Source organism: Mycobacterium sp. NPDC003449 (genome assembly GCF_053588415.1).
In genome coordinates, this window is sequence record NZ_JBSFPX010000212.1 from 1 (window position 1) to 11,483 (window position 11,483).

Annotated in this window: 11 protein-coding genes and 1 pseudogene; 4 read left to right on the top strand and 8 right to left on the bottom strand. The window is 67.2% G+C overall.

Annotation, left to right across the window (positions count from 1 at the left end; genetic code table 11):
* The 3 genes and pseudogenes from ACWDTP_RS33225 to ACWDTP_RS33235 all read left to right on the top strand — a co-directional run.
* Positions 1-269: pseudogene (locus ACWDTP_RS33225) on the top strand (SDR family oxidoreductase); the annotation flags it as partial.
* 94 nt (positions 270-363) lie between these two features.
* Positions 364-945: a DUF1707 SHOCT-like domain-containing protein gene (locus tag ACWDTP_RS33230; RefSeq protein WP_450027472.1), complete on the top strand. Its 582-nt coding sequence runs from the start codon at positions 364-366 to the stop codon at positions 943-945.
* Positions 946-1,050: 105 nt separating this feature from the next.
* On the top strand, positions 1,051-1,530 hold the full coding sequence (locus ACWDTP_RS33235; RefSeq protein WP_450027473.1) for an SRPBCC family protein: 480 nt from the start codon (positions 1,051-1,053) through the stop codon (positions 1,528-1,530).
* 19 nt (positions 1,531-1,549) lie between these two features.
* On the opposite strand, the gene ACWDTP_RS33240 is transcribed toward ACWDTP_RS33235, so the two are convergent.
* The 3 genes from ACWDTP_RS33240 to ACWDTP_RS33250 are packed head-to-tail and all read right to left on the bottom strand — an operon-like array spanning position 1,550 to position 4,405.
* Positions 1,550-2,173, bottom strand: a complete 624-nt coding sequence (locus tag ACWDTP_RS33240) for an LppA family lipoprotein (RefSeq protein ID WP_450027474.1) — start codon at positions 2,171-2,173, stop codon at positions 1,550-1,552.
* Positions 2,167-3,723 carry an alpha/beta hydrolase gene (locus tag ACWDTP_RS33245; RefSeq protein WP_450027475.1) on the bottom strand — a complete coding sequence of 519 codons (1,557 nt, stop codon included), beginning with the start codon at positions 3,721-3,723 and terminating at the stop codon, positions 2,167-2,169. Before ACWDTP_RS33245 ends, ACWDTP_RS33240 begins: the two co-directional genes overlap by 7 nt.
* A 55-nt stretch (positions 3,724-3,778) precedes the next feature.
* The gene (locus ACWDTP_RS33250) at positions 3,779-4,405 is read right to left on the bottom strand and encodes a winged helix-turn-helix transcriptional regulator (RefSeq protein WP_450027476.1); all 627 of its coding nucleotides are present in this window, start codon (positions 4,403-4,405) and stop codon (positions 3,779-3,781) included.
* A gap of 79 nt (positions 4,406-4,484) precedes the next feature.
* On the opposite strand from ACWDTP_RS33250, the gene ACWDTP_RS33255 reads away from it, so the two are divergent.
* The gene (locus tag ACWDTP_RS33255) at positions 4,485-5,405 is read left to right on the top strand and encodes an alpha/beta fold hydrolase (RefSeq protein ID WP_450027477.1); all 921 of its coding nucleotides are present in this window, start codon (positions 4,485-4,487) and stop codon (positions 5,403-5,405) included.
* Between the two features lie 4 nt (positions 5,406-5,409).
* Here the strand turns inward: ACWDTP_RS33255 and ACWDTP_RS33260 are convergent, their stop codons facing one another.
* From ACWDTP_RS33260 to ACWDTP_RS33280, 5 genes are all read right to left on the bottom strand, one after another.
* The gene (locus ACWDTP_RS33260; RefSeq protein ID WP_450027478.1) at positions 5,410-6,345 is read right to left on the bottom strand and encodes an HTTM domain-containing protein; all 936 of its coding nucleotides are present in this window, start codon (positions 6,343-6,345) and stop codon (positions 5,410-5,412) included.
* Positions 6,342-6,908: a hypothetical protein gene (locus ACWDTP_RS33265; RefSeq protein WP_450027479.1), complete on the bottom strand. Its 567-nt coding sequence runs from the start codon at positions 6,906-6,908 to the stop codon at positions 6,342-6,344. Before ACWDTP_RS33265 ends, ACWDTP_RS33260 begins: the two co-directional genes overlap by 4 nt.
* 126 nt (positions 6,909-7,034) lie before the next feature.
* Positions 7,035-8,363: a hypothetical protein gene (locus tag ACWDTP_RS33270; RefSeq protein ID WP_450027480.1), complete on the bottom strand. Its 1,329-nt coding sequence runs from the start codon at positions 8,361-8,363 to the stop codon at positions 7,035-7,037.
* A gap of 802 nt (positions 8,364-9,165) precedes the next feature.
* Positions 9,166-10,764 carry an alkaline phosphatase D family protein gene (locus tag ACWDTP_RS33275; RefSeq protein WP_450027481.1) on the bottom strand — a complete coding sequence of 533 codons (1,599 nt, stop codon included), beginning with the start codon at positions 10,762-10,764 and terminating at the stop codon, positions 9,166-9,168.
* 117 nt (positions 10,765-10,881) lie between these two features.
* Positions 10,882-11,483: SAM-dependent methyltransferase (locus ACWDTP_RS33280; protein WP_450027482.1), on the bottom strand; the 602-nt coding region annotated here is incomplete at its 5' end.

Here is an 11,483-nt window from a genome sequence, read left to right on the forward strand (position 1 = left end):
TATCGGATACCCGACCGGCCGGTTCTGTGTCGATCAATTCGACCAGCCGGGCCGCGACATCGCGGGTATCCGATATCGGTGGTCCGACGGTGCTGGACCACTCGGAACTGGGTCAGATCTATCTGCTGGCTCACAATAGCGGTCGTCGTGTAATGAAGTTCACGTTTCCCGGTCGTGTCGCCTCGGGTTACAGGTCAGGGGCCAATCTGAGCCCGCAAAACGCGGTCGGGACCATAACGTTCCAGGATTACCTCGGTTCCGACGCTTGACTTTGCCCGATTTGCACGTCTAGGAGCTCCCGGGACGGCAACACTTTGGCCAACGGCCTTGCATGTATCGGCGATCGTCGTAGGCTCAAGGCTGATGAGCACTTCAGCGCCGCAGAATGGGTCGATGCGCGCTGCCGACACCGACCGCATCCAGGTGGCGCAGCAACTCACCGATGCCGCCGCCTCGGGCCGGCTACCCATGAAGGAATATGAGGACCGGCTGGCAAAGGCTTACGCCGCCGAGACCTACCGTGAATTGGCGCGACTGAACTCCGACCTGCCTGGCACCGTCAACTACCCCAGCACGACCTGCCGCCCCTGTCCTTCGACGGTTCTGCTGGCCATCATGAGCGGGTTCGAACGCCGCGGCCGCTGGAATGTGCCGAAGAAGCTGACCACCTTCGCACTCTTCGGTGGCGGCGTGGTCGATCTGCGCTATGCCGATTTCACCTCCGCCGACGTCGAGATCCGCACCTATTCGATTTTCGGCGGGCAGACCATCCTGGTGCCGCCGGAGGTGAACGTCGATCTGCACGGCGTCGCGGTGATGGGGAATTTCGACCACATCGTCCCCGGCGACGGGACGCCCGGCGCCCCCCGCGTGCACATCCACGGATTCTCGCTGTGGGGCAGTGTCGGGGTGAAGCGCAAGAGGCGCCGCAAGCTCGACAACTGATGCAGGTGTCTCGTTGATATTGCGCTCAGGGTCGTGATGTCCCAAGATGCACAGCCCTGTACGCAATCTCGATGAGTTTCTGAGCTGCGGCCGGTCGGTACCGACATGACTGACGAAACCATGTGCACCGCGTGCACGATCAACGCGCCGGCCGAAACCGTGTTCGCGGTGCTGGCCGATCCGACCACCCATCAGGCGATCGACGGCACCGGCTGGGTGCGGGAATCGCTCGACGGCAAACCGCTGACCGAGGCCGGCCAGGTCTTCCGGATGGCGATGTACCACGACAACTACGGCGGCATGCATTACGAGATGGCCAACCGGGTCGAGGTCTTCGAGCCGCCGCATGCGATCTCGTGGCTGCCGGGCCAGGGTGACGACGACGCGAACCTCGAATTCGGTGGTTGGACCTGGCGCTACGACCTCAAGCCGGTCGGCGAGGACCGGACCGAGGTCACTCTGACCTATGACTGGTCGGCCGTGCCGCAGGCCATCCGCGAACACATCGGGTTCCCGCCGTTCGACCGCCGGCACCTGGACAACTCGCTCAAGCACCTGGCCGGGCTGGCGCAGGACCGGGGGTAGTCGCCCTCGCCCGGCGAGCTCAGGGCGTCGGCACGATCGGCGGCTCGGGCGGCAGCTGCCCGGCGGGCAGATCCACCACGCTCTGCATCAGGAAGCAGGCCCCGGTGATGTTGAGGATCGCGGCCTTGGACTGGCGCAGATTGAACTCGTAGCCGTTGCCCTGCAGGTTGCGGTCACGGCGGGATTCGTCGTTGTACAACGATGATTCGTCGGTCGCGCCGTACTGGGCGGCTTCCTGGGCCACGATGTCGTTGGCGGTGCTGAACTCCTCGGCGCTGAAGGTTCGGCCGAATACGACCGTGTCGGACATCGGGCGCCGGGCGATGTCGCCGGTGAGCTTGTCGCACGGCAGCCCCTGCGCCTTGACGTGTTGGGTGTTCGGATCGTCGCTGAACGCCCAGGTCTGACCGGGCACGGCGACCGCGATGCGCTCGGCGATGGTCCGCGCGGTGGCGTTGAGGCGTTCGCGGGCGGCCTCATACGAACCGTCGGCGCGCATACCGTCGATCAGTGCGACGGCGTCGTCGCCCTTCGCGGTGTCGGTCTCGTAGGGATTCTCGGTCACGGAACAACCACCTAACACCGTTGCGGCACACAGCAGAAAAGCCAGGGCAGCCAAGCGGATTCGTCGTCGTATCACCATGAGTATGGCGTTTCCTTCACTGTGAGGTCCGGGCGGTCGAGCAGGATCGCCGCCAGGTTGTAGCCGCTCATCCGCTCCCCCGCATCGCGGCCGTAGTCGGAGTGCCCGGACGCCCCGGTCTTGGATTCGTAGCCTTCGATGGGGGTGACGCCGGCATCGGTTTCGAGGTGCTGGAACCGGAACCGCAGCCGGCCGTCGTCGTCGATGACGTCGTTGGGGTTGGAACCCCAGCCGTGCAGCGGCGCCAGGTCGGCGATGTAGTTGATCGGATCGTCCGAGGCGGCCATCACGAAGAAGTTGTCGTCGTTCATCCCCAGATCCGCCGGGGTGGTGGCCTGGAAGCCCGGTGACCCGTAGAGCACGGCATTGTCGATGTACTCGCTGGCACCCTCCTTGAGCGCGATGCCCGAGGTCAACGATCCGTAGGAGTGCCCGAACAGGGCCGTGGTCTGCCCCGGGTTCTTCGAGGCGGCGTCGAGTTCGCCGAGGAACGAGGTGAGTTTCGGGGCGCCTGCCTGGGCCAGATCGTCGTTGAGCACCGAGGAGTCGCCGAGGTTGGGCGGCGGCTGGTAGCCGACCCAGGCCACGGCGGCGACGCTGTGGTTGCCGTCCATCCGCTCGGCTTCGACGATGCTGGTCGCCTCGTTTCGCAGTTGGGCGGCCTCGCGGGTCATCCCTTCGATGGTTCCGCGGGTCGTGCCGGACACCCCGGGAACCGTCACCGAGACGTGGTCGGCGGTGAACGGGTCGCCCACCGAGGTAGCCGCGGGAATCATCTGCGACGGGTCGTCGGGCTTCTCCAGGTACACCAGATGCGAGTCGGGGACTTTGAGCGCGTCCCGGATCGCGGCGATGTCGGCGAGCCGGTCGGTCTTCACCTGCCCGTCGGGAAGCTGCTGGTATTCGTCGAGCATCCGCTGCAGCAGCTCCCGGTTGGCCCGGTCGATCGCCTCGATATCGCCCGAGGACATATCGGTCTTGGTCGGGTCGTCCTGCTTACCGGGCTCATCGTCTCCGGGAAGCTCGGGCGACTCTTTGAAGGTGAGCGCCTCGTACTCGCCCTTGAGCCCGTTCACCTGTCGGGTGATGAAGTTCTGCTCGGTGGTGGTCTGCTGGACGACGGCCCGCAGGTCCTCCAGGCCCCGGCTGGCGATCTGGGTGAGCACCGTCTCGCGCTGCCGGCCGGCCGGCGCACTCGCGGCCGCGGCGTCGACCCATTGCCGCACGGCGTCGAGGTTCTGCCGCCCGGTGGCAACGACGCGCGCCGACTCGTCGATCTGGGCACCGAGCCGCCGGTCGATATCGGCGATCCGGCTGACCAGGCCGCGCTGCCGGGTGTTCGACGCGTCGTAGCCGTCGGCTGCGCCGCTCGACCAGTGCGCGCCGGGGGCCGCGCCTTCCAGGTCGGAGGCGACGTCGGTGAACCGCGCGGAGCTGTCCTCGAACTGTGAGCCGCCCTCGGGGGTGCCCTGCCCGTAGGTCTCGCGGGCCTTGTCCCAGGTCGCGTAGAACGCACCGAGCGAACCGCCGCCACCCGCTACCCCGCCCATTTGCTCAGTATCGCCCAGCTACCCGCCACCTGGTGACACAAAACGGCCGAGCCGGTCAGGCGTCGAAGACGGTGCGGACGACAGACTCGTCGCCGTCGATCTGGACCAGTCCGAGGGCGACGGCATCGACGAGGGTGAGGGCACCGGCGGCAAGGCCCAGGATGCAGGTGGGTTCTGCACGGAGGGTGGCGTCGAGGGCGCGCCCGTCGTGCGGGTCGACCTCGAAGCCGGAGCGGGTCGCGCGGAGCTGGAAGGTCCGGTCGCCGATCCCGAGGCCGACGGTCGCCGAGCGGCGGATCGTGACCCTGGCAGCGAGCAGGGCGGGGACGGCGAGGGCCAGCCACTCGGGCCGGAAGGAGTCGCCGTCGGGGCCGCGCACCATCAACGGGGTGGACCAGCGGATCAGGCTCTCGATCGGGTGGCGCAGCTCGGCCCCCCACGGTGTGAGGGCGTACTCGACGACGCTGCCCTCGCCGGCCAGCCGCCGCTCGACCACGCCCGCGGCTTCGAGGTCGCGCAGCCGGTCGCTGAGCAGGTTGGTGGCGATACCCGGGAGGCCGCCGATCAGATCGCGGTAGCGGGCGGGGGCGATCAGGAGCTGCCGGACGATGAGCAGGTTCCATCGATCGCCGACGACCTCGAGCGACCGGGCGAGCCCGCAGTACTGGCCGTAGCTTCGCATCGCAATCCTTTCACTTGAAATTCTCAAGTGTGTATGAGATGTTCAAGTTTACCGCGCATCCGAGCCGAGAGGGTCCGCCATGGCCGACACCATCGGGAGCCGACGACCCGAATGGGTCGACGACGACCTGTTCCCGTTCGAGAGCCGCTTCGTCGAGATCGACGGGCACACCGTGCATTACGTCGACGAAGGGGCGGGTCCCACGCTGCTGTTCCTGCACGGCAACCCGACCTGGTCGTTTCTCTGGCGCGACGTGATCCGCGCGCTGCGCAACGACTTCCGGTGCATCGCCATGGACTACCCGGGGTTCGGGTTGTCGACGGCGAGGCCGGGTTATCGCTATCTGCCCGAGGAGCACGCCGAGGTGGTCACCGGGTTCGTCGACGCCGTCGGCCTCGATGGGGTCACTCTGGTCGGGCAGGACTGGGGCGGCCTGCTCGGTCTGGCCGCGGCCCAGCGGCGGCCGGGCGTCTTCGATCGACTGGTGCTGGCCAACACCTGGGCCTGGCCGGTCAACGGCGATCTCCACTTCGAGTTCTTCTCCCGCATCTTCGGCGGACCGCCGGGCCGTTTCCTGGCCCGGCGGCTCAACCTGGTGGTCAACGCGTTCATCCCGTTGGGCCACCGGCGGCGCACGCCGACGGCAGCCGAGATGACCCACTACCGCCGGGCGCTGGACACCCCGGAGCGGCGCCAGGCCTCGGCCGCGTTCCCCCGCCGGGTCCTGGCCAGCCGGACCTTCTTCGCCGAGGTCGAGGCCGGCCTCGCCGGCATCGCCCAACTACCGACCCTGATCGTGTGGGGGGACGCCGATATCGCCTTCCGCCCCAAGGAGCGCGAACGCCTGCAAGCGAACTTTCCCGGGCACGAGACCGTGATCGTGGCGGGCGCGGGCACCTACGTCGAGTCCGATGCGCCCGGCGAGTTCGTCACCGCGATCCGCGACTGGTTCGCGACGCAGCGCGGGCGGGCGGGACGGGCGGATCGGACAAACCGATAGCCGCTCAGGAAGCGTCGTCGACGGGTTGCGGCTCGGCGGGACGACGGCGCGCGAGGGTCTTGAGCCGGTCCGGCAGTGTCCGCACCGTCTCGGCGGGCACGAACGCCAGGTAGAGCACGAACATCGCGATGCTGAAGTAGCCGACGTTCATGGTCAGCATCATCGACAGGTGCATCGCCACCCCGGCCAGCAGCACCCACGGCCGGCACCGCCGGTTCCACACCAGGATGGCGATACCCAGCTCGATCAGCAGGGTGCCCCAGCTGACCATGTTCACCAGGATCGGGCTGTCCCACAGCCACGCGGGCGCTTCCAGCCAGGCCCACCGGCCGTCGGTGCGCCACGCGTAGGAGGCCGCCGAGCCCTCCACCCACGGCTTGTTGGCCAGCTTGGCCTGAACCGACACCAGGTAGATCAGGGTCAGCTGGACCTGCAGCAGCCGGATCGCCCACGGCGCCAAGGTCTGTGCGGACCAGAAGGTCCCGGTGCGGCGGCGCTGGTCCAGCGACAGCGCGGCACCGCAGCGCGACAGCGCGAGCACCAGCGAGGTGACGACGAGGATCGAGTCTCCGGCGTTGATCAGGGCATCGGCCCGCCGGTGAAACGAGTACATCAGGATGAACACCGCGAGCGCGGCGATCCGGCTGTGCCAGCCGGCGATCATCGCCAGCGCCGCCACCACCAGCGCCACCCAGCCGATCAGCAGGGCGGTGTCGCCGGGAAACCAGCCGAACAGCGACCACTGGTAGTCGCCGGTCACGTAGTCGGGCAGCACACCGTCGGAGCCGAACACCCGGAACAGTTCGGGCAGCAGGGTCAGCGCCCAGATCAGTGCGACGACGCCGAACGCGATGCGCAGCAGCCCGAGGGTGTACCCGGGCCGCGGGGTGAACCAGAAGCCGTTCCAGGCGCCGGCGACGCCGGATGACTGCCCGCTCATCGCTCGCCCGCCAATGCTTCTTGGTAGAGCACCTTCATAGCGTCTTTGCCGCTGGATTCCTCACCCGGTTCGGACAGGGTTTGAACCCGCATCACCACCGCGACGGCCACGGGTTGCTCATCGGGTTCGGTGATCTGGCCGACGACCCAATGCGCCAGCTGCGGGCCGACATTCGGGTCGGTCATCGCGGCCCGTTTGAGCATGATCCAGCGGTCCCATTCGCCGACGCCGCGCTGGCCGGGTTGCACCGACCAGCTGCGGATCTGGCCGTCGGCCATCTTCACCTGGACCTCGACGGCTTCGGTGCGCCGGCTCGGTGTGGCGTACATGCCCCAGCCCTGGTCGAGGCCGAGCGGCGCGGCGACCGGGCGCACCGCGGGCACCAGGGCCCGGGCGATCGGTGAGTCGGGCAGGTTCCACACGACGCCGAGGAACAGGAACGCCACGATGAGGACGCTGATGACGATCCGGCCGGCGTGCGACGCCTCGAACCGCTGCTGAAGCGTCGTGCGCCCGCCGGCCCGCACCTCGGTGCCCTGGGCCTCGTCGCCAGCCACTGTCACGTCCGGCCGCTTTCTTCTCGGTTGCCGTATCGCAGACACCCTAATTCACCGGCCGGGTGCCCGATACGCGACATCGGCCCCTCCTTGTGGGAGGGGCCGATGCGGAGCGGTCCTGCCGATGCGGTCTTACTCGCCGCCGTCGCCGCCGCTGCCATCGGATCCGGTGTCACCGGAACCGCTGTCACTGCCGGAGTCTCTGCCGCCGCCGAGCACCTTTTTGGCGAAGTCGCTGACGTTCTTCTTGATGCCGAACGGATCGTTGTTGCGGTGGCCGTTACCGGTCTCCAGGATCTCCGGCGAGTACTTGTTGCCGGTGCCGGTGCTGCCGGTATCCGTTGTGGTGTCTTCGGTTTCGGCCTTCCTGATCTTGGCCTCGAACTTGGGCTTGCCCTCAGGTGCCGGTGCCACCTCGGGCTCCGGTGCCACCTCAGGCGCGGGAACGATGGGTGCCGTGAACACCGGCTTGGGCAGTTGGAACTTCGGGAAGGACGGCGTCTCGATCTTGGTGCCGACCGGGGTCAGCACCGCTTCGTCGGCGCCCTCGGTGTCCACGTCCGTGACGTCCTTCACGGCGGTCTCATCTTCGGTCTTCTTCGGCAGCGAGAACCCGGGCAGGCCGGGGAGCTTCGGCGCGCCGGCATCGAGATCGGCCCTGAGGTTGACCAGGCGACCGGTCAGCACATTGGTGGCGCCCGGCCCGGTCTCCTCGGCCTCGGACGCTTCGGTTTCTGTGGCGCTCGTGAGCATCATGCGGGCGTTCTCGCCAAGCCCCTCATCGTCGTCCTCCGGCACCAGCGGATCCGGATCCGGAGCCACGGGAGGGTCCAGCCCGAGCAGCGTGTCCACGGTGAACTCGACGGCGGCGAGCCAGCCCTCGTGGCCCCTATAGCCGTAGAACGTGGCGGCGGTCAGGTTCGCCAAGAACGAGTCCGGACCGAATACCGCCTGAGCAGCGGTGACGATCGTCTCGTCGATCGTCAGCTGCGGGTTGAGCGCGCGATCGACCACGCCGTTCGGAATGCCAAGGCGTTTCGCGATGTATCCCGTGGTCCCTTTGAAGCCCCCCTCAAAGAGGACATTGTCGATCTCGATGCCGGGCAGCAGTTTGTCGATCAGGTAGTAGGCGCCACCCGTGAGGCCCGACTGGCACACGTTTTCCTCGTCCTCGCAGTTACCGTCCGAGAGCTCCAGTTCGCCGTTCACAATCTGCGGCACACCGTTCAGGATCTTGATCTGGCCGCCGTAGCCCTGGAAGAACGCGTCGCTCAGCTCCTGCAGCATGATCGCCAGCAGCTGGTACTGCTCAACGGTCAGGGTTTTGGGGCCCTGCTGCTCGGTGGTGGACGCGGCGACCTGCACCTCGTCGTTAGGGACGAACAGCGCGGGTGTGGCGGCGACCAGGGCGGCCGCGCTGATCAGCGCGGCGCCGCTGGTGACGAGCGGGCGGATGGCCATGGTGTATGCCCCCTAGCTATGGGTCGATCGGCGTGAACGTGACGAGGTTTGGCGACTGGATCCTGAGAAAAACCTGTACGAACTGAGACAACACTTAGAAAGACCTGAGAACAGATGTAGTTTGCCATCTCACGAGCAAATTGGAGCAACAAATATTTGCTGAATTTGAGATTTCACGTACATTTCGTTGCCAATGGAAGCGATTTCGACCGTGCGTCACCAGAGTGCATGTAGTCCGAACAATCATCCTGTAACAGGTATTTCATCTTTCGGTTACCTTCCGCGGCAAGAAGGTCGCCAGCCATAGAAGATATCCAGATATATTCGCCATAATGACGCGGATAGCTCCACAACACTTCGCTCTTGATTAGCTGAAGGGTGATGGCAGGCCGCAGCCGTCCCGGCCGCTCAAGCTCGCTGGGGCCACCCCTCGCAGGCGAACACTCCTCCGATATTCGCTGACAGGCCCCAGCGACTTGGGCAGACCGTACATCACCCAACCGGCCGATCGGCCGGATAAACTGCCATGTCAACCCGCATATGTTGCCAACACAATGAATCGAAAGCCGGGTTCGCGGCACACCGTTACCCGCGCGTCCTCGGGACGGCTGATCGCCGCTGGTCGCGGGCCTCGCCCATCCGCGGCCCCGCACGGCCGCCCTGAGGCAGCACCTGAGAGCAGCCCCGGGTTTTCTCAGATTTCACCGTGCCCCTCGGAGAGCTCGCAGGTCGGAGACCAGCAACCTCAGCCTTATCCCGCGCCGAGCCCGTGAGGTATTCACGAACGCAAATACCTCGAGCGTCAGGCCGGCGGCAACTCCTTGGTGTACAACGACTTTCCGGTCGCATCGCACAGGTTCACCGTCAGCGTCCTGGTGTCGGCGTCGATCGTCACCTCGCCGAAATGCTGGAAGCCCTCGGCCGGGGACACGTTCTGGTCCCGCGGCGCATGCACGAACTCGTATTTGGCCCCGAACGTGCCGTCGAGCGGGCTCTCCGGGAACGCGCCGGCGTTCAGCGGCCCGGACACGAACTCCCAGAACGGGGCGAAGTCGGTGAACCCGGCCTGGTCCGGGTGATACGAGATGGCGGCCGTGTAGTGCACATCGGCCGTGAGGTAGACGACGTTGGGTACCTGCTTGGTATCGGACAGGATGCGGGAGAACGCGATCTCGCGGCCGAGCGGGCGCCCGTTCTCGCCCTGCGCGACGGCCTCCATCGACTTCGGCCCATCGTCCGGGGACGACGCCGCGTCCGGCACCACGATGCTGATCGGCAGGTCGTTGGCCACCACCTTCCACACCGCCGTGGACTCCTTGAGACCGTCGATCAGCCATTGCGTCTGCTCGCGCCCCAGGATGCCGTCGTCGTCGTGCGGCTCCCAGGCCCGCGGGTTGGGGTTCTTGTACGAGCGCATGTCCAGCACGAAGACGTCGAGCAGCGGGCCGTAGGACATCTTGCGGTACAAGCGGCCGTCGACGGCTTCGGCGGGGTCGACGGGTTGCCATTCGCGCCAGGCCTGATAGGCGAACCCGGCCAGCTTGTCGGCGTCGGTCTCGGTGTAGCCCTTGCGGTTCTGGCCGGCCAGCGACTCACCGGGAAACCAGTTGTTCACCACCTCGTGGTCGTCCCACTGGATCACCTGCGGCACCGTGGCGGAGAAACGGCGGTAGTGCTCATCGGTGAGGTTGTAGGCGTAGTTGCCGCGGAAATCGTCGAGGGTCTGGGCCACATGGTCCTTGGCCGGCGCCGTGATGTTGGCGTACACGCCGCCGTCCAGCTGTTTCTGAGTCTCGGGCACCGGGCCGTCGGCGTAGATCGCATCGCCGGAATGCACAAAGAAGTCCGGGTTGCGGTCGGCCATCGCACCGAAGATCGACATGCCGCCGTCGCGGTTGATGCCCCACCCCTGGCCGACGACATCGCCCGACCACACGAACCTGATGTCGCGGGGTTGTGCGGCAACGGTTTTGAACACTCCGGCCACGGGTTCGGAGGTGGCGCCGTCCTCGCCCTCGAGCGTCACCCGGTAGTGCACCGTCTGCCCCGGCTCAAGACCGGTGATCCGGATCCGCCCGGCGCCGTCGGAGTTCGGGCTCAGCCGCGGCCCCTCGACCCGGGCCGGGTTGTCGAAGGATTCGGTGGCCGCGGTCTCGACGATCATCCGGGCCGGGGAGTCCGAGCGGGCCCACACCAGCGCGCCGTCGGTCCTGGGATCGCCGCTCGCGACGCCGTGGGTCAGGCGGGGACGGTTCGCAACCAGGCCCGGCCCCTGGCCGCCGTTACCCGAGGTACCGCAGGCCTGCAGTGCGGCCGCCGCGGGGACCAGCAGGGCGCCGGCCAGTGATGCGCGCAGCAGGCTGCGGCGGGGAAACAGGGAGTGCGGTTGGGGTTGGGCCATGCCCGTCAGCGTGCGGCGTTCGGGCGACGCGATGGCCAACGGCCGGTGATGCGCAGGCGGACCGGAAGGTGTCCGGTGGGTGAACCGCAGTCCCCGGCAGGTCCCCCGACGCGGCGATCAACCACCGGTCAGCACCCCGGTGACGACCCGCGCGTCGGCGAACGCCGCGAACATATCGTTGCCGGGAAGTTCAAAACCGTTGGCCGCGTAGATTTCTTCGAGGGTCTGTGACGCTACGTCCCATCCGAGGCCGGTCAGATATTCGATGACCGGGCTGCGCCGGCCCTCGTAGACCAGGTCGGACAACTCGGTGTCGAAGCCGAACCGGCGGAAGCCCTCGGTGACGCGGCTGGACCGGTCGTCGGAGAACGCCGACGCGTCGGGGATGTACTCGGTGCCGAGCCGGCTGCCGGGCGCACTGAGCCGGGTGATGTTGTCGAACAACTGATCCTGGGCCGGTGGCGGCAGGTAGATCAGCAGCCCCTCGGCGATCCACGCCGTTGGCGCGTCCCGGTCGAACCCGCTGTCCAGCAGTGCCCTTGGCCAGTCATCGCGAAGATCCACCCCGATGGGCCGGTGTTCGGCGGCAGGGTGCACGCCCAGCCCGGCCAGCGTGGTGGTCTTGAACTCGATCACCGCGGGCTGGTCGAGCTCATGGACGACGGTGCCGACAGGCCACGCCAGGCGGTAGGCCCGGGTGTCCAGCCCGGAGGCCAGGA

Coding starts and splice junctions, on each gene's coding strand:
- ACWDTP_RS33230 (WP_450027472.1), top strand. CDS start 364: ATGAGCACTTCAGCGCCGCAGAATGGGTCGATGCGCGCTGCCGACACC.
- ACWDTP_RS33235 (WP_450027473.1), top strand. CDS start 1,051: ATGACTGACGAAACCATGTGCACCGCGTGCACGATCAACGCGCCGGCC.
- ACWDTP_RS33240 (WP_450027474.1), bottom strand. CDS start 2,173: ATGGTGATACGACGACGAATCCGCTTGGCTGCCCTGGCTTTTCTGCTG.
- ACWDTP_RS33245 (WP_450027475.1), bottom strand. CDS start 3,723: ATGGGCGGGGTAGCGGGTGGCGGCGGTTCGCTCGGTGCGTTCTACGCG.
- ACWDTP_RS33250 (WP_450027476.1), bottom strand. CDS start 4,405: ATGCGAAGCTACGGCCAGTACTGCGGGCTCGCCCGGTCGCTCGAGGTC.
- ACWDTP_RS33255 (WP_450027477.1), top strand. CDS start 4,485: ATGGCCGACACCATCGGGAGCCGACGACCCGAATGGGTCGACGACGAC.
- ACWDTP_RS33260 (WP_450027478.1), bottom strand. CDS start 6,345: ATGAGCGGGCAGTCATCCGGCGTCGCCGGCGCCTGGAACGGCTTCTGG.
- ACWDTP_RS33270 (WP_450027480.1), bottom strand. CDS start 8,363: ATGGCCATCCGCCCGCTCGTCACCAGCGGCGCCGCGCTGATCAGCGCG.
- ACWDTP_RS33275 (WP_450027481.1), bottom strand. CDS start 10,764: ATGGCCCAACCCCAACCGCACTCCCTGTTTCCCCGCCGCAGCCTGCTG.